The sequence below is a fragment of the Bradyrhizobium iriomotense genome (assembly GCF_030160715.1).
Classification (GTDB): Bacteria; Pseudomonadota; Alphaproteobacteria; order Rhizobiales; family Xanthobacteraceae; genus Bradyrhizobium; species Bradyrhizobium iriomotense.
On record NZ_BSOW01000011.1, the window covers coordinates 114,427 to 134,794 of the forward strand.

The window sequence follows — 20,368 nt, forward strand, 5'->3', positions numbered from 1 at the left end:
TCCGCAGTGACAGTCTGGATTGCTTCGTCGCTTCGCTCCTCGCAATGACGAGTGGGTGGGAGGCTACTCCGCCACCAGCGCGTTCATGTGCTCGACGGCTTCGGCGAACTCTTCCTTGAACTCCTGCACCACCGCGCCCGCCGACTTCACGCTGTCGATGAGACCAACGCCCTGGCCGACGAAGTAGCTAACGAGGTCGCGCGCGCGCGTATTGCCGGCGGCGGCCGCGCGGTCGATCGAATCGAAGGCGTCGCGGCTGACGATGCTTTGCAGCGGCATCGGCAGCGCGCCGGGGCTATCCGGTGCGCGGTCCCAGGCATCGGTCCAGACCGAGCGGAGCTGCCGGGCGGGCTTGCCGGTGCGGCCCATCGAGCGCACCGCGTCGCGTGAGGACGCGGCGATCATCTTCTCGCGAAAAATCTCCGTAGTCTCGGATTCAACGGTCGCAAGCCACACCGATCCGGTCCATGCCCCGGCCGCGCCCATCGCCATGCAGGCGGCCATCTGCCGCCCCGTCATGATGCCACCGGCCGCCAGCACCGGCACGTCGCGGATCGGCTTGATCGCCTTGATCACCTCCGGCACCAGCACCATGGTCGAGACCTCGCCGCAATGTCCGCCGGCCTCGGTGCCCTGTGCGACCAGGATGTCGACACCTGCCGCGACATGGCGCAGCGCATGCTCCTTGGCACCGACGAGAGCGGCGACCGGCACGCCGTGCTTTTTGCCCATCTCGATCATCGATTTCGGCGGCACGCCCAGCGCATTGGCGATCAGCCGGATCGGATGACGGAAGGAGACCTCCAGCAGCTCCAGCGCGGTCTTGGCGTCGAACGGCTGCGGCTGGTCGTCGGCGACGGAGGTGCTGGTCAGCTCGATGTCGTATTTCTTCAGCAGGTTGCGCGTGTAGTCGCGATGCGCCTGCGGCACCCGCGCCTCCAGGCTCTTCCAGGTGACGTCCTTCTCGCCCGCGGTCGAGATGTTTTCGGGGATCAGCACATCGACGCCATAGGGCTTGCCGTCGACGTGATCGTCGATCCATTTCAGCTCGCGCTCGAGGGTATCCGGCGTGTGCACCGTGGCCCCTAGGACGCCGAAGCCGCCGGCGCGACTCACGGCGGCAACGACGTCGCGGCAATGGCTGAAGGCGAACAGGGGGAACTCCATACCCAGCATATTGCAGATCGGCGATTTCATCTGTCCCTCCCGGCGGCCGGCTTCGTGTTGCTCTTGCTTTGACGAAACGCTAGCCCAGCCTCGCCGCCATGCAAAGCCGCTTCGCCGCGGGGCTTCTTGCGCGCAGGCGCCATGCGGATTGCCAGGCCGGCCATGACGAAACGGCGAGGGCGCCCATCGGGCAATGCATCCCGGCACCCTTGCCAAATCCACCCGTGTCGCTAGCTAACAGCCCACGCGCCTTCCGCGCTGGAGCTCTTCGCATGACCGACGCCCCCGCCTACGAGCCGCCCAAAGTCTGGACCTGGAATAAAGCCAATGGCGGGCAGTTTGCCAGCATCAACCGGCCGATCGCCGGCCCCACGCATGACAAGGAGCTGCCGGTCGGCCAGCATCCGCTCCAGCTTTATTCGCTGGCGACCCCGAACGGCGTGAAGGTGACCGTGATGCTGGAGGAGCTGCTGGCGCTCGGCCACAAGGGTGCCGAATACGACGCCTGGCTGATCAATATCGGCAAGGGCGACCAGTTCGGCAGCGGCTTCGTCGCCATCAATCCGAACTCGAAGATCCCCGCGCTGCTCGACCGCTCCGGCCCCGAGCCGATCCGCGTGTTCGAGTCCGGCTCCATCCTCGTCTATCTCGCCGAAAAGTTCGGCGCCTTCCTGCCCAAGGACGTCAAGACGCGCACCGAGGCGATGTCCTGGCTGTTCTGGCAGATGGGCAGCGCACCCTATCTCGGTGGCGGCTTCGGCCATTTCTATGCCTATGCGCCGACCAAGATCGAATACGCCATCGACCGCTTCGCGATGGAGACCAAGCGCCAGCTCGACGTGCTCGACCGACGGCTCGCCGAGAGCGAGTACCTCGCCGGTGGTGAGTACACGATCGCCGATATCGCGGTGTGGCCCTGGTACGGCGCGCTCGCCAAGGGGCTGGTCTATGGCGCGGGCGAATTCCTGTCCGTGCAGGACTACAAGAACGTGCAGCGCTGGACCGATCAGATCGCCAAGCGCCCGGCCGTCAAGCGCGGCCGCATGGTCAACCGCGTCTCCGGCGATCCCGCAAGCCAATTGCACGAGCGCCACGATGCGAGCGACTTCGAGACCAAGACACAGGACAAGGTCGCGGTGGCGGCGTCGTAGGCGGCACTCCTCTTACCTCGCCCCGCTTGCGGGGCGAGGGGCGGACCCTTACTTGCCCTTCGCCCCTTCCGCTGCCGGAAACACCACGCGGTCGTCGGTGCGGCAGTAACGGTCGGCGAACATGCGGCCGATCGGGTGATAGCGGTCCATGTGCACCCGCATCGCCTTGTCGTCCCACAGCTCGTCGCGGATGTGGAAGTGAATGCCTTCGCCCATGATGAGCTGGCGGTCGCCGTTGACGTCGATGGTCTTCCAGGTCCTGCACTCCATCGCCCACGGCGTGTCGGCAAGCCGCGGCACCGCGATCGCGGTTGAGGGGGCAAGCTTCAGGCCGAGATAGCCGGGCTCGCCGATCTCGGGCGGGAAGTCGCCGCTGCTCTCATGCATCGCGCGCGCCAGCGGCTCGTCGGCGATATTGACCACGAACTCACCCGTGCGCTGGATGTTGGCAAGCGTGTCCTTGTCCTGCCCGTCCGGCCGGCGGTTCACCGCGATCATGCAGAGCGGCGGATCCTCGCAGAACACGTTGAAGAAGCTGAACGGCGCGGCGTTGACCACGCCGGTCGGCCCGACCGACGTCACCCACGCGATCGGCCGCGGCAGCACGAAGGATGTCAGCACCTTGTAGCGCTCACGCTGCGTGAGATCGCTGGCGGCGTAGTCCATGGGATATCCTGTAAGTGGGGTTCTCGTAGGGTGGATTAGCCGAAGGCGTAATCCACCACCCAGAAGAGCGAGAAGAGGCGGGCTACGCTTGCGCTAACCCGCCCTACAATCCTACGGCATGCTCAATTCATGCCGTCCGACCACCATCCAGTGCACCTCGTCCGGGCCGTCGGCAAAGCGCAGGTGGCGGACGTCCTGATACATCTCGGCGAGCGGCGTCCATTGCGAGATGCCAGTGGCGCCGTGCATCTGGATGGCCTGGTCGATGATGGTGCAGGCGCGCTCCGGCACCATGGCCTTGACCATGGAGACCCAGACGCGCGCCTCCTTGTTGCCGAGCACGTCCATGGCCTTTGCCGCCTTCAGCACCATCAGCCGCATCGCCTCGATCTCGCAGCGCGCCTGCGCGATGATCTGCAAATTGCCGCCGAGATGTGCGATCTTCTTGCCGAAGGCTTCGCGGGTCAGGCCACGCTGCACCATCATGTCGAGCGCCTTCTCGGCCTTGCCGATGGTGCGCATGCAGTGATGGATGCGTCCGGGTCCGAGGCGCAGCTGCGAGATCTCGAAGCCGCGGCCTTCACCGAGCAGGATGTTCTCCTTGGGCACGCGGACATTGTTGAAGCGCATGTGCATATGGCCGCGCGGCGCGTGGTCCTGCCCGAACACGTGCATCGGTCCCAGGATCTCCACGCCGGGCGTGTCCTTCGGCACCAGGATCTGCGACTGCTGCTTGCTCGGCGGCGCATCGGGATTGGTCTTGACCATCACGATCATGATCTTGCAGCGGGGATCGCCAAGGCCCGAGATGTAATACTTCTCGCCGTTGATCACCCATTCGTCGCCGACGAGCTTTGCGGTGGTCGAGATGTTCTTGGCATCGGATGAGGCAACATTCGGTTCGGTCATCGCGTAGGCCGAACGGATCTCGCCGTTCAAAAGCGGCTTCAGCCACTTCTCCTTCTGCGCCTTGGTACCGACACGCTCGAGCACCTCCATGTTGCCGGTGTCGGGCGCCGAGCAGTTCATGGTTTCCGAAGCGAGCGGGCTCTTGCCGAGCTCGACGGCGATATAGGCGTAGTCGAGGTTCTTCAGCCCTTGGCCGGTGTCGTCATCGGGCAGGAAGAAGTTCCAGAGGCCTTCCTCCTTGGCCTTGTTCTTGGCCTTCTCCAGCACCTCGAGCTGACCCGGCGTAAAACTCCAGCGGTCGTCCTTCTTCTCGCCGTGCTTGACGAACTCCATCGTCATCGGCTCGACCGTCTCGCGAATGAATTTCTTCACGTGGTCATAGAGCGGCCTGACCTGGTCCGACATGCGCAGATCATTGAGCTCGTCGCCGGGATTGAGCGTGTAGTTGGTGGTGCGGGGCACATAGGCGTGTTTCATTCTTGTTCCTCCCGATTGAGTGAGCTGCGATTGCGGCGACCATAGACGGGGTGAGCCGAAAGCGCGAGCGTGCTTTTGGGAAGACGTGCCTTGCCACGCTGTGGAATTTTCGCGGCGCGGATCAAACGATGTTTAAAACGCTTGAAATAGAGTGACGTCGCCTCCGCCCGCGTCATTGCGAGCGTAGCGAAGCAATCCAGAATCTTTCCGCGGTGACAGTCTGGATTGCTTCGCTGCGCTCGCAATGACGGGGTTGGGGCATGCGTTCCACGCCCCAGCCGTCATCGCCAGCGAGCCGCTCCTCACACCACCCGGTGCATCGCGCAGATCTTGTTGCCGTCGGGATCGCGCAAGTAAGCGAGGTAGAGCTTGCCGGCCGAACCCTCGCGGACGCCAGGCGGATTTTCGATCGGCGTTCCGCCGGCTGCGACACCGGCCGCATGCCACTTGTCGACCTGCTCCGTCGAATTGCAGGCAAAGCCGATCGTGCCGCCGTTCGCGCAGGTGGCAGGCTCGCCGTTGATCGGCTTGGTCACCGAGAACACGCCGGTCTTGGTCATGTAGAAGATGCGATGGCCGTCGAGCCGCGCAGGGCGGACCTCGAGTGTGCCGAGCAGGGCGTCATAAAACGCCTTGGCCTTGTTCAGATCATTGGTGCCGATCATCACGTGCGAGAACATTGCTCGTTTCCCCCTATGTCGCGTTTTCGTAGCCCGGATGGAGCGCAGCGAAATCCGGGACCAGTCCTTTTTGCACGACCCGGATTGCGCTGCGCTCCATCCGGGCTACGCTGAAAAAAATCAGAAGGCGGTATACCCGCCGTCGATCACGAACGTGTCCGCGGTGTGATAGGACGACGCCTTGCTCATCAAGTATACGGCGATGCCGCCGAAATCCGATGGCTCGCCGAAGCGCCGCTGCGGAATCCGCGGCATCACGTTGGCGACGAATTTCTCGTTGGCCATGAGGCCCGAGGTCATGTCGCTCTTGATCCAGCCCGGCAGGATCGCGTTTGCGGTGACGCCATAGCGCGCCAGCTCCACGCCGAGCGCGCGCACCAGCGCGTTGATCGCAGCCTTGGTCGCGGCGTAATGCTCGTTGCGCGCGGTGCCGAAGATCGAGGCGAGGCTCGAGGTCGCGACCAGCCGGCCGAAGGGATCGCCGGCATTGGCGCGGTCGGTCATGTGCCTGGCGGCGGCCTGGAAGGCGTGGAACACGCCGTCGAGGTTGGTCGAAAACATCGTGCGCCATTCCTCCTCGGTGCGCTCGACGAAGGAACGCCGTCCGCCGCCGCCGATGCCGGCGTTGGCGAAGCAGCCGTCGACCCTGCCGAACGCGTCGAGCGTCGCCTTCATGGCCGCGTTGACCGATGCAGGGTCGGTGACGTCGCAGACGCGGACATCGACCTTGCCGGGCGAGCCTGCCATGCTGGCTGCGGCAGCCTTGTTCTTGTCGGCGTTGCGGCCCCAGATCGAGACGTTGCAGCCTTGCGCGGCGAGCGCCTGCGCGATGCCGAGCCCGATACCGCCATTGCCGCCGGTGATCACGGCGACGCGGCCGGTGAGATCGAAAATGGTCATGGGCGTTTCCCCGCTGCTTTTGGCACTGGTGTTGGCACCGGTCTTGGCATGATGTGCATCAGCCTGTGCGCACAAGATTGTCCGCTATGTCCCGATCACCATGGACAAGCCGCCGGCAAAAATCAAATATGCACTCCGACGAAAAGAAATTCCGGTCTGCGGAACATCGTAAGGCCGCAACCCGACGAGGAAACCATGCAGTTCAAGCACGCCACGCTCGATTTCGACGGTCCGGTCGCTATCCTCAGGCTCGATCACCAGGAGGTCATGAACGCGGTTTCGGTGGACATGTTGGGCGGGCTCGCCGAGGCGCTCGACGAGATCGAGGAGCGGAAGGGCGATGTCCGCTGCGTGGTGCTGACCGGAGCAGGGCGTGCGTTCTGCACCGGCGCGAACTTGCAGGGCCGCAACAATCAGTCGAAGAGGACCAAGGCCGGCCTGGCACTCGAGACCAGCTTTCACCCGTTCTTGCGGCGGATCCGCAATCTGCACTGCCCAATTGTCACCGCGGTCAACGGGCCGGCCGCGGGCGCCGGCATGAGCTTCGCGCTGCTCGGCGACATGATCCTGTGCGCGCGCTCGGCCTATTTCCTGCAAGCCTTCCGCCGCATCGGCCTCGTGCCCGATTGCGGCTCGACCTGGCTCTTGCCGCGCCTGGTCGGCAAGGCGCGCTCGATCGAGCTGTCGCTGATGGGCGAACGGCTGCCGGCCGAGAAGGCGTTGGAATGGGGCCTCGTCAACCGCGTTTACGACGACGGCGTGCTGATGGAGGAGGCGATGAAGCTCGCACATGAGCTCGCCAATGGGCCGACGGTCGCGCTCTCGCTGATCCGCAAGCTTTATTGGGACAGCCCGGAAAACTCCTTCGAGGAGCAGCTCAACCTCGAATTCCAGTGCCAGCTGCGAGCGGGCGACACCGAGGACTTCCGCGAAGGCGTCGGCGCTTTCCTCGAGAAGCGGCCGGCGAAGTTCAAGGGAAAATGATCGAGCCACAACTCGGGCGTATCGTCGCCTCCTGGTACAGGGGCGCCTTCGGAGTGGCCAATTCAAAAATGCTCTCCGGTGGCGCCAGCCAGGAAACCTGGTCGTTCGATATCATGCATCATAACGGCCTGGCCGGTGCGATCCTCCGTCGCGCTCCGACGGGCTACGGGGCGGCACCGACGCGTGCGGCCGGTCTTGCCGCTGAAGCGAGCTTGATGCAACTCGCCTTCGAAGCAGGAATTCCGTCACCGCGCGTGCTGCATGTATTGACGCCGGATGACGATCTCGGTGTCGGCTTCATCATGCAGCGGGTCGAGGGAGAAACCATCGCGCGTAAGATCCTTCGTGACGCCAAATTTGCCAAGGCGCGGCCGAAGCTCACACGTCAGCTCGGGGAAGCGCTGGCCGGTATCCACCAATTGCCGCAGGCGAAACTACCCGAGCTGCGGCGCATGACCGCGGCGAAGGAAATCGACGAGTTCGAGCGCGACTATCGCAGCCTCAACTGGCCCAAGCCCGTGTTCGATTTGGCGCTGCGCTGGCTGCGTGACCACGATCCAGGTCCGTCTGCCGAGATCACGCTGGTGCACGGCGATTTCCGCAACGGCAATCTCGTCATCGGCGCTGACGGCTTGTGCGCAGTGCTGGACTGGGAGCTCGCGCATCTCGGCGATCCCATGGAGGATCTGGGCTGGCTGTGCGTCAACTCCTGGCGGTTTGGCGAGATCGACAAGCCCGTCGGCGGCTTCGGCTCGCGCGAGGAGTTGTTCGCAGGCTACGAGGCCGCGGGTCGCAAGGTCGATGCGGCGCGCGTGAAATTCTGGGAGGTCATGGGTACGCTGCGCTGGGGCATCATGTGCTGCGGCATGATGCAGCGGTTTCGCGCCGGTCCCGATCATTCGATGGAGCGCGCCATGATCGGCCGCCGCGCCTCCGAAACCGAAATCGACCTGTTGCGCCTGCTGGCGCCGCGAGGGAGTTGACCATGCAGGACGAGCCGAGCCCGATCGAGCTGACCAAGGCGGTTGCCGATTTCCTGCGGAGCGATATCGCGCCGCTGATCACCGGCCACCAGGCGTTCAAGCTGCGCGTCGCCATCAACGCCCTCGACCTCGTTGTGCGGCAGTTGACGCTGGAGGAGGGGAGCGATGCGAAGGAGGTGGAACGGCTGCGCGCGCTGCTCGGCATGGACGGCGGGGTGATGGAGCTCAACCGCGCGCTCGCGATGCGCATCGCTAAAGGCGAGGTGGATCTCGCAACGCCGGGCCTCGCCGAGCACCTCTGGCAGACGACGATGGACAAGCTCGCGGTAGATCAGCCGAATTACGCGGCGTACAAGCGGGAGCTGTCGAGACAGGGGTAGGGTGACACTCACCAGATTGCCATAGCGTCATCGACTCTCCCTGTCATCGCCCGCGAAAGCGGGCGATCCAGTATTCCAGAGACAACGATGGGATACGGAGAAGCCGCGGCGTACTGGATGCCCGGTCAAGCCTGGGCATGACGGCGGTGATGTTGGCGCGCGCCCCCATTGCGCATTTGCGCAATGGGGAATGACGAGGGGAGAAAGCTTACCTCCCCAGCCACTTCGGCGGCCGCTTCTCGGCAAACGCCTTCGGGCCCTCGACGTAGTCCTGCGAGGCGGCCATCGCCTTCACGGCCGGATACTCCCGCTGCTCCTCGATCGCCTGCTCCAGCGATACGGCGAGCCCCTTCTGGATCGTCTGCTTCGAGGCGCGGATCGACATTGGCGAGTTCTTGGTGATCATCTCCGCCCAGCGCAGCGCGGCGCTCAGCGCCTCGCCCTGCGGCACCACCTCGTTGACGAAGCCGAGCTCGAGACCCTCCTTGGCGCTGACGTGACGCGCGGTGAGGATCATGCCCATGGCGCGCTTCAAACCGATCTGCCGCGGCAACCGGTGCAGGCCGCCGGCGAGCGCGGCAAGGCCGACGCGCGGCTCGGGCAGGGCAAAGGTTGCGTTCTCCGAGGCGATGATCAGGTCACAGGCAAGCGCGATCTCGAAGCCGCCGCCCATCGCGACGCCGTTGACGGCGGCGATGATCGGCTTGTCGCAGTCGAAGCGCGAGGTCAGCCCGGCAAAGCCGCCCTTGTCCCAGCCGCGCTTGCCGCCGGCCGCCTGCCACTTCAGATCGTTGCCGGCGCAGAACGCCTTGTCACCGGCGCCGGTGACGACCGCGATCCACTGCTCGGGATCGGCCGAGAAATCGTCAAACACCTTGTTGAGCTCGAAATGTGCGTCGGTATGCAGCGCGTTATAGACCTCGGGCCGCGACAGCGTGACGATCGTGACCGGTCCCTTGCGTTCCACTTTGGAAAATTTCAGCTCCATGGTCGCTCCCGCATTTTCTGTTGGAAGGAATTGATCCCCATACTAGCGCGCGTCCGGACTTGAGCACCACCCAATTGCGCAAGCGCGCGTTGCGTCACCGGCGCCTCTCGGCTTGCTTGACTTGCCCGCGCTCTTCTCACCTTATTCGAAGCAAGCAACAACGCGCGTAGCGCCTTAACGCAAAACAACAGATTGCTCCGGGAGAGACTGCCGTGGATTTCTCATTGCCTGCCGATCTCGTCGCTTATCTCGGAGAGCTCGACCGTTTCATCGAACGCGAGATCAAGCCTCTGGAGGAGGCCGACGACAACATCCGCTTCTTCGATCACCGCCGCGAATGGGCGCGCACCGATTTCGAGAATGGCGGCCTGCCGCGGCATGAATGGGAGGCGCTGCTGCGCAAGGCGAAGGACCTTGCGGACGCCGCGGGCCATCTGCGCTTCGCGGTGTCAAGGCGATATGGCGGCAAGGACGGTTCCAACCTCTGGATGGCCGTCATCCGCGAACATTTTGCCGCAAAGGGTCTCGGCCTGCACAACGATCTTCAGAACGAGCACTCCATCGTCGGCAACTTCCCCGTCGTCACCATGCTCGACCGCTATGGCCGCGACGACCAGAAGGCGATGATCGACGGCTCGATCAAGGGCAAGTACCGCATCACCTTTGGTCTCACCGAGCCGCACCACGGCTCCGATGCCACCCACATGGAGACGCGCGCGGTGCCCGCGACCCGCGACAACGTCAAGGGCTGGATCATCAGCGGTGAGAAGATGTGGACGACCGGCATGCACGTCGCCACGCACTGCGCGCTGTTCGCGCGCACCAGCGGCAATGACGGCGATGCGCGCGGTATCACCTGCTTCCTGGTACCGGCGAGCAGCCATGGCGTGAAGGTCGAAGAGTATATGTGGACCTTCAACATGCCGACCGACCATCCCCGCGTCAGCTTCACCGATGTGTTCGTGCCGGAGGAGGCGCTGTTCGGCGAGGTCGGCCGCGGCCTGTCGCTCGCGCAGTGCTTCGTGCACCAGAACCGCATCCGGCAGGCGGCGAGTTCACTTGGCGCCGCCGTCTACTGCATCAACGAGAGCGTGAAATACGCGCGCGAACGAAAGCCGTTCGGCAAGGCACTCGCGGAAAACCAGGCGATCCAGTTCCCGCTCGTCGAGCTCGCCACCCAAGCCGAGATGCTGCGCCTGTTGATCCGCAAGACCGCCTGGGAGATGGACAAGCTCACGGAAGAAGAGATCGAGCGCACGCTCTCCGACCGCGTCTCGATGTGCAACTACTGGGCAAACCGGCTCTGCTGCGAAGCCGCCGACCGCGCCATGCAGGTCCATGGCGGCATGGGCTATTCACGCCACAAGCCCTTCGAGCACATCTACCGCCACCACCGCCGCTACCGCATCACCGAAGGCAGCGAGGAAATCCAGATGCGGAAGGTGGCGGGATTTTTGTTCGGGTATATGGGGCCGGGGAAGCATTAGGGCGCGGGCCACGCGCCGCCGCGTCTCACTTACGACGATTTCCTCCTCGGGTCGTCCCGGCGAAGGCCGGGACCCATAACCACAGGGAGGAGTTTGACGCGAGCTGGTAACCACGAGTTTTCGCCAAACCCAATTCTGTGGCTATGGGTCCCGGCCTTCGCCGGGACGACAGCGAGCGCTAATTCACCCTCCGGTCCTTCCCCGCCCAATACGGCTCGCGCAATTGGCGCCGCAAGATCTTGCCTGACGGATTGCGCGGCAGCGCGGGGATGAACTCCACGCTCTTCGGCGTCTTGAAGCCGGCGATGCGTTCGCGGGTGAAGTTGATGATGTCGGTGGCGCTCGCATCTTTGCCAGGCTTCATCACCACGATCGCCTTCACTGCTTCGCCCCATTTGTCGTCGGGCACGCCGATCACGGCGGCTTCGGCCACATCGGGGTGATCGCACAGCGCGCTCTCGACCTCGGCGGGATAGATGTTCTCGCCGCCGGAGATGATCATGTCCTTGATGCGGTCGTGGATGTAGAGGTAGCCGTCCTCGTCCATGTAGCCGGCATCGCCGGTGCGCAGCCAGCCGTCCGTGCGCAGCGTTGCGGCAGTCGCCTCCGGCAGGTTCCAGTAACCTGCCATGTTGGAGCCCGAGCGCGTCGCGATCTCGCCGACCTGACGCGGCGGCTGCGGCTTGCCGTCGGCATCGAGGATCGCGATCTCGACGCCCGGCAGGGCCTTGCCGGCCGAGCGCATCCGCTCCAGCCCCTCGACGTGATCCTCCGGCGGCAGCGCGACGATCGTACCTGTCGTCTCGGTCATGCCGTACATCTGCACGAAGCCGCATTTGAAGACCTCGATGCATTCCTTCAGCAGCGCCGCCGGAATCGGCGAAGCGCCATACAGCATGTATTTCAGCCGCGAGAAATCCACGCGTCTAGCGCGCGGCTGCCGCACCACGAACTGCATCGCCGCCGGCACCATGAAGAGTTTCGTGATCCCGGACTGCTCGAAGAAGTCGAGCACCTTTGTCGGATCGAACTCGCGCGCGATCACACCGCGCGCACCGTGATAGAGCCCCATCACGCCCCAGCCGGAACCGCCAATGTGGAAGATCGGCATCGCGACCAGCGACACATCATCAGTTGACCACCTATTCCACTCTGGCTTGTCGTCGGCATTGCCCGTCTGCACCAGGTTGAGGAAGTTCGCATGCGACAGCATCGCGCCCTTCGGCTTGCCTGTCGTGCCGGAGGTGTAAAGCTGGATCGCGATGTCCTTGGGGCTGATCGCGACCTTCGGATCACCGCCGTCTTGCGCATCGCGCCAGGCGGGGAAATCCGGCCATTCCGGCGCGCCGCCTTCCGTGGTGATCACGCTGCGCACGTTCGGCAGCTTGTCCCTGATCTGGCGCGCGAGCGTGATGAACTCAGGCCCGACGAACAGTACGGGCGCCTTGCAGTCCTCCACGATGAATGCGACTTCCGGCCCCGCGAGCCGCCAGTTCACAGGTGCCATCACGACGCCGGCCTTGATCGCGCCCATCAGCAACTCGAAATAGACATCGCTGTTCTTGCCGAGATAGGCGATGCGGTCGCCATGCCTGACGCCCATCGCCTGAAGCGCATTGGCGACGCGGTTGGTCTTGATGTCGAATTCGGCGAAGCTGGTAAGGCGTCCCTCGAACTCATAGGCGGTGGCGCTGCCGCGGCTCTTCGCGCGCTCGCGCACCATCTCGGCGAGGTTCGCCAATAGCTGTGAAGTGGACATGTCTCTCCCGTGGTGCGTTGTCTTGTTGCGGAGAGTGTGGCGTCATTCGCGCGCAAAGACAATACGGGGAGGGGCGCACTATCGTTTCACAATGTCGTCCCGGCGCAGGCCGGGACGACAGTTGAGGGTTGGGCGACAGCGTCAATCTCCTGACGTCGCTTTCGCCAGGACGACCACTCACCCCCTCGCAGCCCGGTCCTTCTCGTTCTGCGCCATGATGGACTCGCGCGCCTGCTTCCAGTCGTCGTCGCTCCAGTCGCGGAGTTGGTAGAAATTGCCGCCCATCGCCAGTGCCTGCGCGCCGTCCATGGCGATGGTCTCGCCGTTGATCCAGTCGCAGCCGCCGGAGATCAGGAACACCGCGAGGTTTTGGAGTTCCTCCATGGTGCCGACGCGGCCCATCGGGTTCATCGCCTTGGTGCGCGCGCCGGCCTCATCGCCCGGCTTGATGCGCTTGCTCATGCCCTCGGTCGGAATTTCGCCGGGCGCGATGGTGTTGAGGCGAATGCCGTGACGGCCCCATTCGGTCGCGAGCGACATCGTCATGGCATGGATCGCCGACTTGCTCATCGCCGACGGCACCACGTAGGGCGAGCCGTTGCGCACCCATGTCACGGTGATCGAGACGACATTGCCCGGCTGCTTCGCGGCGATCCAGCGCTTGCCGACGGCATGGGTCACGTAGAACGTGCCGTGCATGACGATATTGGCGACTGCGTCGAAGCCGCGCGGCGAGAGCTCTTCGGAGCGCGAGATGAAATTGCCGGCGGCATTGTTGATGAGGTCGGTCAGCGCGCCATCGCGAAAGATGTTCTCGATCATCTCCTCGACCGCGAGCGCGTTGCGGATGTCGACGCCATGGCTGGTGACGCGGCCGCCGTAGAGATCCATCAACTCGGTTGCGGTCTCGTCGCAGACGATCTTGCGCCGGCCGCAGATATGCACCTCGGCGCCGAGCTGGAGAAAGCGCGCCGCCATCGACTTGCCGAGTCCAGTTCCGCCGCCGGTTACCAGGATGCGCCGGCCCGCCAGAAGATTTTCCTTGAACATGGCGTTTCCCCTCGAGCGATTATGAGTTAATTGCTCGATTGACTAAATCCGGCCGCCGCCGTCCTGTAAAGCGGTTGCAGTTCAAGATCAGGGGAGAATTCGTCCATGGAAGAGCGCGTCTCGATCTCGATTTCGGAAGGCGTCGCGGACGTCCGCCTGGTGCGGGCGGACAAGATGAATGCGCTCGATCAAGCGATGTTCGGGGCGTTGGTCGACGCAACCGAGCGGCTTTCCAAAGAGAAAGGCGTGCGCGTCGTCGTGCTGTCGGGCGAAGGGCGGGCGTTCTGCGCCGGCCTCGACATGGGACGTTTTGCCGCCATGAAGGAGAAAGGCGGCAACGGTATTCCGGGTGGCGAAAATCGCGATCTCACCGTGCGCACGCACGGCAAGGCGAATTTCGCGCAGCAGGCGGTGTGGGGCTGGCGCCAACTTCCCGTGCCGGTGATCGCGGCCGTGCACGGTGTTGCCTTCGGCGGCGGCTTCCAGCTCGCGCTCGGCGCGGACATGCGCTTCGTTGCGCCGGATACGCGGATGTCGATCATGGAGATCAAGTGGGGCCTCGTGCCTGACATGGCGGGCACGCCGATCCTGGCCTCGCTCGTGCGCGACGACATTTTGCGCGAGCTCACCTACACGGCGCGCATCTTTTCGGCGCAGGAGGCGATGTCCTACGGCCTCGCCACCCGCATCTGCGACGACCCGCGTACCGCGGCCCTCGACGTCGCGCGGGAGATCGCCGGCAAGAGCCCGGACGCGATCCGCGCGGCAAAGCGCATGCTGAACACGCTCTCCGTCGACCCGGGCCCGGCGCTGCTCGCCGAATCCGTCGAGCAGCAGAAGCTGATCGGCAGCGCGAACCAGACCGAAGCCGTCCGTGCCAATTTGGAAAAGCGCGCACCGAAGTTTGCGGATTAGCGATGACCTCATCCCGAGGAGCCGCGCAAGCGGCGTCTCGAGGGATGGGCCACGGGCTCTCATGGTTCGAGACGGCGCGGAGTTTATCATCGGGCCACGCGTAGCGCGGACCCGGTGGCACCTCCTCACCATGAGGGTCAACTCCAACAATAAAGAAAAAAACAATGAGCGAAACGTCCCAACTCTTCCTCGGCCTCGCCTCCGGCGAGCGCCGTCGCAGCTATGCCGAGGTCGCCGACCGTGCGGACCGCATCGCAAGCGGCCTCGCCAGGCTTGGCGTCAAGCAGGGCGATTGCGTCTGCATGCTCATGCGCAACGACATCGCCTTTCTGGAAGCGGCCTACGCCGCGATGCGGCTCGGCGCCTACGGCGTTCCGATCAACTGGCACTTCAAGCCGGACGAGATCAACTATATCCTGAAAGACTCGGGCACGCGGGTCTTGATCGCGCATGCCGACATGCTGCACGGCCTGCGCGAGGTGATCCCTGAACGTGTCACCGTGCTCAGCGTGCCGACGCCGCCGGAGATCTTGAAGAGCTACAGGATCGATCCGGATCATCTGGCAACGCTGGATTTCGCCATCGATTTCGATCCTTGGCTTGCACAATTCCGGCCCTATGACGGCCCGGTCGTGCCGCAGCCGATGAACATGATCTACACCTCGGGCACCACGGGTCATCCCAAGGGCGTGCGGCGCAGCGCGCCGACGCCGGAGCAGCTGGCTGCCGGCGACCGCATGCGTGCGATGATCTATGGCCTGAAGCCCGGCTCCCGTGCGTTATTGCCGGGGCCGCTTTATCACTCCGCGCCGAATTCGTTCGGCATCCGCGCTGGAAAGCTCGGCGGCGCGCTGGTGCTGATGCCGCGCTTCGAGCCCGAAGAGTTTCTGGCGCTGATCGAGCGTTATCGCATCGACACCATCTTCATGGTGCCGACCATGTTCATCCGCCTGATGAAGCTGGCGGAGATGCTACGCAAGAAATACGACGTCTCCTCGCTGCGCCACGTCATCCACGCCGCAGCACCCTGTCCGCCCGACGTCAAGCGCGCCATGATCGAATGGTGGGGACCGGTGATCTACGAATTTTACGGCTCGACCGAATCCGGTGCCGTCACCTTTGCTACGTCGGAGGATGCGCTGAAGAAGCCCGGCACGGTCGGCAAAATCTCGCCCGGGGCCGAGCTGCGCTTCCTCGGTGAGGACGGCCGTGCGCTGGGCACGGGCGAGATCGGCGAGATCTATTCGCGCATGCGCGAGACCGCCGATTTCACTTATCACAACAAGCCGGAGAAGCGCACCGAGATCGACCGCGACGGCTTCATCACCTCGGGCGACGTCGGCTATATCGACGAGGACGGCTACGTCTTCATCTGCGACCGCAAGCGCGACATGGTGATCTCGGGTGGCGTCAACATCTATCCGGCCGAGATCGAGTCGGTGCTGCATGCCGTTCCCGGCGTGCACGATTGCGCCGTGTTCGGCATCCCCGATGCCGAGTTCGGCGAGGCGCTGATGGCGGTGGTCGAGCCGATAGGGGGTGTCGCGCTCGATGCCGCCGACATCCGCGCGCGGCTGAAGGCCCAGCTCGCCGACTACAAGGTGCCGAAGCACATCGAGATCCGGAGCCAGCTGCCGCGCGAAGATTCCGGCAAGATCTTCAAGCGCCGCCTGCGCGATCCCTATTGGCAACAGGCGGGGCGGAAGATCTAGCGGCTTATTCAGTCTGGTAGCCCAGGTGAGCGAAGCGACACCCGGGGCGATCTGGTGCGGAATCCCGGATGTAGCTTCGCTCATCCGGGCCACAACATCTTGTGTTTCTGGTTTGAGGCGTCGGGCAAGCCCTACTTTGCATGGGGTTGATTTCGATAAAAAAGAAGTCGCTTGTCCCCGCCGGGCAAATCGCGTTGACGACTTTGCCCTTTTGCCTCTCAGTGTGCGCCGCCTCCAAGTTTATCTTGCACCGCGGCAAAAAACTTGCACACTCGCCGAGCCGGACAGCCAAGGGACTTCGAAGGGAATTCAGCCATGTCCCTCCAGACCGTACCATCTGATGCAGCGAGCGACCGTGCCAACCGTGCCGAGGAGGCACAGGCACTGGAGGCCGATGTACGGCTGCGCGACGACATCCGCCTGCTCGGACGCATCCTGGGCGACACGGTGCGGGACCAGGAGGGCGCCGACGTGTTCGACCTGGTCGAGCGCATCCGCCAGACCTCGATCCGGTTCCATCGTGACGAGGACCGGCTTGCCCGCCGCGAGCTCGAGCAGATCCTCGATGGTATGTCGATCCCCGATACTCTGCGCATCGTCCGTGCCTTCAGCTATTTCTCCCACCTCGCCAATATCGCCGAGGACCACAACAACATCCGCCAGATGCGGGCGCGCAGCGCCTCCAAGGGCGCGGGAGCCGGCGTGCTTGCGGAGACGCTGGCGCGCGCGAAGGAAGCGAGCCTGAGTGCCGAAGAGCTTCGGCGCTTCTTCAAGGGGGCCCTCGTCAGCCCGGTGCTGACGGCGCACCCGACCGAGGTCCGCCGCAAGAGCACCATGGACCGTGAGATGGAGGTTGCGGCGCTTCTGGATCGCCGCGAGCGCGTTGCCATGACGGCCGAGGAGGCCGCGGCCAGCGACGAGCAGTTGCGGCGCGAGGTGCTGACGCTGTGGCAGACCAATCTGTTGCGCCGGACCAAGCTCACCGTGCTCGACGAGGTCGCCAACGGCCTGTCGTTCTACGACTACACCTTCCTTCGCGAGGTTCCCCGCCTCGTCAACGTGCTGGAGGACCGGCTGGAGGAGGGCGGCGAGCAGGCGGCAGCCGAGCTCGCCTCGTTCCTGCGCATGGGAAGCTGGATCGGCGGCGACCGCGACGGCAATCCCTTCGTCACCGCCGACGTGATGCGCGGCACGCTGCGGCTGCAATCGAGCCGGGTGATGCAGTTCTATCTGAACGAGCTGCACGTGCTCGGCTCGGAGCTGTCGATCGCGGCGCATCTTGCCGACGTCTCGGAGGAGCTGCGCGCACTCGCGGAGCGTTCGCCCGACACCTCGCCGCACCGGAGCGGCGAGCCTTATCGCCTCGCGGTCTCCGGCATCTATGCGCGTCTGACGGCCACGGCCGAAAAGCTCCAGGTCGAGATCACGCGAAGGCCGGTCGGCAAGGGCGCGCCATACGAGAGCGTCAAGGAATTGCAGGCCGATCTCGACGTGCTGCACCGCTCGCTGATCTCGAACAACGCGCGCGTCATCGCGCGCGGCCGGCTGAGGCTGTTGCGGCGCGCGGTGGACTGTTTCGGCTTCCATCTGGCGCGGCTCGACATCCGCCAGAACTCGGCGGTGCACGAGCGCACCATCGCCGAGCTGATCGACGCGGCGAACCCCGGCATGTCCTATCTCGCGCTCGGCGAGGAGGCGCGCATTGCGCTGCTCACCAACGAATTGCGCAGCACACGCTCGCTGGTCTCGCAATTCGTGAAATACACCGACGAGACGATGGGCGAGCTCAACGTATTCCATGCCGCCGCGGAGGCGCATGCGAAGTTCGGCTCGGACGCCATTCCCCAATGCATCATCTCGATGTGCAAGGGCATGTCGGACATGCTCGAGGTGGCCGTGCTGCTCAAGGAGGTTGGCCTCGTCAACCCGTCGGGCCGCAGCGCCATCAACGTCGTGCCGCTGTTCGAGACCATCGAGGACTTGCAGGCCTCGGGCGGCATCATGGACCGCATGCTGTCCCTGCACGATTACCGGCGGCTGGTCGACAGCCGCGGCAGCGTGCAGGAGGTGATGCTCGGCTATTCCGACAGCAACAAGGATGGCGGCTTCGTCACCTCGGGCTGGGAGCTCTACAAGGCCGAGATCAACCTCGTCGAGGTGTTCGAGCGCCACGGCGTGCGCCTGCGTCTGTTCCACGGCCGCGGCGGTTCGGTCGGCCGCGGTGGCGGCCCGAGCTATGACGCCATCATCGCGCAGCCGGGCGGCGCGGTGAACGGCCAGATCCGCATCACCGAGCAGGGCGAGATCATCTCGTCTAAATATTCCAACGCCGAAGTCGGCCGCAACAATCTGGAGATCCTCGCCGCCGCGACGCTAGAGGCGAGCCTGCTGCATCCGCGCCAGAGCGCGCCTCGCCGCGAATATCTGACCGCGATGGATGAATTGTCGAGCCTCGCATTCAAGGCCTATCGCGGCCTCGTTTACGAGACCGACGGCTTCGTCGACTATTTCTGGTCATCGACCGTGATCAACGAGATCGCGACGCTCAACATCGGCAGCCGACCGGCCTCGCGCAAGAAGACCCGCGCGATCGAGGACCTGCGTGCGATCCCCTGGGTTTTCTCCTGGGCGCAGTGCCGCCTGATGCTGCCCGGCTGGTACGGCTTTGGCAGCGCGGTCGAGACCTGGATCGCGGAACATCCCGACAAGGGCATGCCGTTCCTCAAAGAGCTCTATCGGGAGTGGCCGTTCTTCCGCATGCTGCTGTCGAACATGGACATGGTGCTCGCAAAGAGCTCGATTGCGATCGCCTCGCGCTATGCGGAGCTGGTGCCGGACGAAGCCTTGCGCGAAAAGATCTTTGGCCGCATCCGCCGCGAATGGCATTCATGCATCGAGACGCTGCTCGACATCATGGGGCAGGACCGGCTGCTCCAGGGCAATCCTCTGCTCGAGCGCTCGGTGCGCCACCGCTTCCCTTATCTCGATCCGCTCAACCACGTGCAGGTCGAGCTCTTGAAGGAGCACCGCGCGCAGAACCCGGACGAGCAGGTGCTGCGCGGCATTCAGCTCACCATCAACGGCATCTCGGCGGGCTTGCGGAATACGGGTTAGGTTTACAGCCTGTCATTCCGGGGCGCCCGAAAGGGCGAACCCGGAATCTCGAGATTCCGGGTTCGGCTCTGCGAGTCGCCCCGGAATGACGGCGATGCATCATTACACCGGATCCCAGCTGAAGATGTCGGCCGAGCGATCGAGCTTGTAGAACGAACCCTTGAGCGCCGGCATCGCGTGCTCGGCGATCGACTGCGGTGTCCAGCCGTCGCTGCTCTGCACCGAGCGGATCGGACGCGACTGGCTCATCAGGAAGATCTCGTTCATGCGCACGGCAAAGATTTGTCCCGTAACATCCTTGGCGACGTCGCTGAGAAGATAGGCGACGACAGGAGCGATCAGCTCGGGGCCCATCTTCTGGATTTTCGCCACGCGCGCCTGCTCGGCCTCGGTCTCGGTCGGAACGGTGCCGATCATCCGGCTCCATGCAAACGGCGACACGCAGTTCGATCGCACGTTGAAGCGATTCATGTCGAGCGCGATCGACTTCGACAGGCCGACGATGCCGAGCTTGGCCGCGGCATAGTTGGCCTGTCCAAAATTGCCGATCAGGCCGGAAGTCGAGGTGAAATGCACGAAGGAGCCGCTTTCCTGTTCGCGGAACAGCCGCGCGGCGGCGTGGCTGACATAGAACGAGCCCATCAGGTGCACCTTGATGACGGCTTCGAACGCCTCGACGCTCATGCGGTGGAAGATCATGTCGCGCAAAATGCCGGCATTGTTGACGACGCCGTCGAGCCGGCCGAAATGATCGGTCGCGGTCTTCACGATCCTGCTGGCGGGTATGGCTTCCGCGACGCTCTCGAAATTGGCGACCGCCGTGCCGCCGCGCTTCTTGATTTCCTCGACCACCTCTTCGGCGGGCGCCGCGCTCGTGCCCGAACCATCGGTCGCGCCGCCGGGATCGTTGACCACGACCTTGGCGCCCTCGGCCGCGCAGAGCAGCGCAATCTCCCGTCCGATGCCGCGCCCCGCGCCGGTGACGACGATGACCTTGTCCTGCAGTGATTTTGTCATGTGGGTACTCCTGTTGTCTTCGTCATTCT

General features: G+C 64.2%; 17 protein-coding genes. 8 read left to right on the forward strand and 9 right to left on the reverse strand.

Translation table 11 applies throughout. The annotated features are described in order from the left end of the window. Positions 1–63: 63 nt before the first annotated feature. The gene (locus QQL28_RS17245; RefSeq protein WP_284267251.1) at positions 64–1,197 is read right to left on the reverse strand and encodes a nitronate monooxygenase; all 1,134 of its coding nucleotides are present in this window, start codon (positions 1,195–1,197) and stop codon (positions 64–66) included. Between the two features lie 242 nt (positions 1,198–1,439). On the opposite strand from QQL28_RS17245, the gene yghU reads away from it, so the two are divergent. After that, positions 1,440–2,318 (forward strand): glutathione-dependent disulfide-bond oxidoreductase, encoded by an 879-nt coding sequence (gene yghU / locus QQL28_RS17250; RefSeq protein ID WP_284267252.1) that lies wholly within the window; start codon positions 1,440–1,442, stop codon positions 2,316–2,318. A 48-nt stretch (positions 2,319–2,366) separates the two neighbouring features. Here the strand turns inward: yghU and QQL28_RS17255 are convergent, their stop codons facing one another. The 4 genes from QQL28_RS17255 to QQL28_RS17270 all read right to left on the reverse strand — a co-directional run bounded on the left by QQL28_RS17255 (position 2,367) and on the right by QQL28_RS17270 (position 5,950). Beyond that, on the reverse strand, positions 2,367–2,984 hold the full coding sequence (locus QQL28_RS17255; protein WP_284267253.1) for a flavin reductase family protein: 618 nt from the start codon (positions 2,982–2,984) through the stop codon (positions 2,367–2,369). A gap of 111 nt (positions 2,985–3,095) precedes the next feature. Continuing rightward, positions 3,096–4,370, reverse strand: coding sequence for an acyl-CoA dehydrogenase family protein (locus QQL28_RS17260; RefSeq protein ID WP_284267254.1), 1,275 nt, complete (start codon positions 4,368–4,370; stop codon positions 3,096–3,098). A 302-nt stretch (positions 4,371–4,672) separates the two neighbouring features. Continuing rightward, entirely contained in the window at positions 4,673–5,050 is a 378-nt protein-coding gene (locus tag QQL28_RS17265; protein ID WP_284267255.1) for a VOC family protein, read from the reverse strand. Between the two features lie 120 nt (positions 5,051–5,170). Further along, the gene (locus QQL28_RS17270) at positions 5,171–5,950 is read right to left on the reverse strand and encodes an SDR family NAD(P)-dependent oxidoreductase (RefSeq protein WP_284267256.1); all 780 of its coding nucleotides are present in this window, start codon (positions 5,948–5,950) and stop codon (positions 5,171–5,173) included. A gap of 195 nt (positions 5,951–6,145) precedes the next feature. Between QQL28_RS17270 and QQL28_RS17275 the strand changes: the two genes are divergently transcribed. The 3 genes from QQL28_RS17275 to QQL28_RS17285 are packed head-to-tail and all read left to right on the forward strand — an operon-like array spanning position 6,146 to position 8,297. Next, the gene (locus QQL28_RS17275; protein ID WP_284267257.1) at positions 6,146–6,934 is read left to right on the forward strand and encodes an enoyl-CoA hydratase/isomerase; all 789 of its coding nucleotides are present in this window, start codon (positions 6,146–6,148) and stop codon (positions 6,932–6,934) included. Continuing rightward, a complete protein-coding gene (locus QQL28_RS17280) occupies positions 6,931–7,917 on the forward strand; it encodes a phosphotransferase family protein (RefSeq protein ID WP_284267258.1) in 987 nt (328 codons plus the stop codon). Before QQL28_RS17275 ends, QQL28_RS17280 begins: the two co-directional genes overlap by 4 nt. A gap of 2 nt (positions 7,918–7,919) precedes the next feature. Further along, complete coding sequence (locus QQL28_RS17285; protein WP_284267259.1) at positions 7,920–8,297, forward strand: DUF6285 domain-containing protein; 378 nt, start codon at positions 7,920–7,922, stop codon at positions 8,295–8,297. A gap of 208 nt (positions 8,298–8,505) precedes the next feature. Here the strand turns inward: QQL28_RS17285 and QQL28_RS17290 are convergent, their stop codons facing one another. Continuing rightward, positions 8,506–9,285, reverse strand: a complete 780-nt coding sequence (locus QQL28_RS17290; RefSeq protein WP_284267260.1) for an enoyl-CoA hydratase-related protein — start codon at positions 9,283–9,285, stop codon at positions 8,506–8,508. Positions 9,286–9,497: 212 nt separating this feature from the next. Here QQL28_RS17290 and QQL28_RS17295 point away from each other — a divergent pair, with 212 nt between their 5' ends. After that, positions 9,498–10,772 (forward strand): acyl-CoA dehydrogenase family protein, encoded by a 1,275-nt coding sequence (locus QQL28_RS17295; RefSeq protein WP_284267261.1) that lies wholly within the window; start codon positions 9,498–9,500, stop codon positions 10,770–10,772. A 178-nt stretch (positions 10,773–10,950) separates the two neighbouring features. Here QQL28_RS17295 and QQL28_RS17300 read toward each other — a convergent pair whose 3' ends face one another. Beyond that, positions 10,951–12,531: a fatty acid--CoA ligase gene (locus QQL28_RS17300; protein WP_284267262.1), complete on the reverse strand. Its 1,581-nt coding sequence runs from the start codon at positions 12,529–12,531 to the stop codon at positions 10,951–10,953. Between the two features lie 177 nt (positions 12,532–12,708). Continuing rightward, positions 12,709–13,581, reverse strand: a complete 873-nt coding sequence (locus QQL28_RS17305; RefSeq protein WP_284267263.1) for an SDR family oxidoreductase — start codon at positions 13,579–13,581, stop codon at positions 12,709–12,711. A gap of 105 nt (positions 13,582–13,686) precedes the next feature. Here QQL28_RS17305 and QQL28_RS17310 point away from each other — a divergent pair, with 105 nt between their 5' ends. The 3 genes from QQL28_RS17310 to ppc all read left to right on the forward strand — a co-directional run bounded on the left by QQL28_RS17310 (position 13,687) and on the right by ppc (position 19,322). Next, positions 13,687–14,496 (forward strand): crotonase/enoyl-CoA hydratase family protein, encoded by an 810-nt coding sequence (locus QQL28_RS17310; protein WP_284267264.1) that lies wholly within the window; start codon positions 13,687–13,689, stop codon positions 14,494–14,496. Positions 14,497–14,660: 164 nt separating this feature from the next. Further along, on the forward strand, positions 14,661–16,208 hold the full coding sequence (locus QQL28_RS17315) for an acyl-CoA synthetase (RefSeq protein ID WP_284267265.1): 1,548 nt from the start codon (positions 14,661–14,663) through the stop codon (positions 16,206–16,208). A 315-nt stretch (positions 16,209–16,523) separates the two neighbouring features. Continuing rightward, entirely contained in the window at positions 16,524–19,322 is a 2,799-nt protein-coding gene (gene ppc / locus QQL28_RS17320) for a phosphoenolpyruvate carboxylase (RefSeq protein ID WP_284267266.1), read from the forward strand. 102 nt (positions 19,323–19,424) lie between these two features. On the opposite strand, the gene QQL28_RS17325 is transcribed toward ppc, so the two are convergent. Next, positions 19,425–20,339 carry an SDR family NAD(P)-dependent oxidoreductase gene (locus QQL28_RS17325; protein ID WP_284267267.1) on the reverse strand — a complete coding sequence of 305 codons (915 nt, stop codon included), beginning with the start codon at positions 20,337–20,339 and terminating at the stop codon, positions 19,425–19,427. Between the last annotated feature and the right edge of the window lie 29 nt (positions 20,340–20,368).

Excerpts from the sequence above, each read along its gene's own strand:
- QQL28_RS17315 (WP_284267265.1), top strand. The coding sequence starts at position 14,661 with ATGAGCGAAACGTCCCAACTCTTCCTCGGCCTCGCCTCCGGCGAGCGC.
- QQL28_RS17245 (WP_284267251.1), bottom strand. The coding sequence starts at position 1,197 with ATGAAATCGCCGATCTGCAATATGCTGGGTATGGAGTTCCCCCTGTTC.
- yghU (WP_284267252.1), top strand. The coding sequence starts at position 1,440 with ATGACCGACGCCCCCGCCTACGAGCCGCCCAAAGTCTGGACCTGGAAT.
- QQL28_RS17325 (WP_284267267.1), bottom strand. The coding sequence starts at position 20,339 with ATGACAAAATCACTGCAGGACAAGGTCATCGTCGTCACCGGCGCGGGG.
- QQL28_RS17300 (WP_284267262.1), bottom strand. The coding sequence starts at position 12,531 with ATGTCCACTTCACAGCTATTGGCGAACCTCGCCGAGATGGTGCGCGAG.
- QQL28_RS17275 (WP_284267257.1), top strand. The coding sequence starts at position 6,146 with ATGCAGTTCAAGCACGCCACGCTCGATTTCGACGGTCCGGTCGCTATC.
- QQL28_RS17305 (WP_284267263.1), bottom strand. The coding sequence starts at position 13,581 with ATGTTCAAGGAAAATCTTCTGGCGGGCCGGCGCATCCTGGTAACCGGC.
- QQL28_RS17290 (WP_284267260.1), bottom strand. The coding sequence starts at position 9,285 with ATGGAGCTGAAATTTTCCAAAGTGGAACGCAAGGGACCGGTCACGATC.
- QQL28_RS17285 (WP_284267259.1), top strand. The coding sequence starts at position 7,920 with ATGCAGGACGAGCCGAGCCCGATCGAGCTGACCAAGGCGGTTGCCGAT.
- QQL28_RS17255 (WP_284267253.1), bottom strand. The coding sequence starts at position 2,984 with ATGGACTACGCCGCCAGCGATCTCACGCAGCGTGAGCGCTACAAGGTG.
- QQL28_RS17265 (WP_284267255.1), bottom strand. The coding sequence starts at position 5,050 with ATGTTCTCGCACGTGATGATCGGCACCAATGATCTGAACAAGGCCAAG.
- QQL28_RS17280 (WP_284267258.1), top strand. The coding sequence starts at position 6,931 with ATGATCGAGCCACAACTCGGGCGTATCGTCGCCTCCTGGTACAGGGGC.
- ppc (WP_284267266.1), top strand. The coding sequence starts at position 16,524 with ATGTCCCTCCAGACCGTACCATCTGATGCAGCGAGCGACCGTGCCAAC.
- QQL28_RS17310 (WP_284267264.1), top strand. The coding sequence starts at position 13,687 with ATGGAAGAGCGCGTCTCGATCTCGATTTCGGAAGGCGTCGCGGACGTC.
- QQL28_RS17270 (WP_284267256.1), bottom strand. The coding sequence starts at position 5,950 with ATGACCATTTTCGATCTCACCGGCCGCGTCGCCGTGATCACCGGCGGC.
- QQL28_RS17260 (WP_284267254.1), bottom strand. The coding sequence starts at position 4,370 with ATGAAACACGCCTATGTGCCCCGCACCACCAACTACACGCTCAATCCC.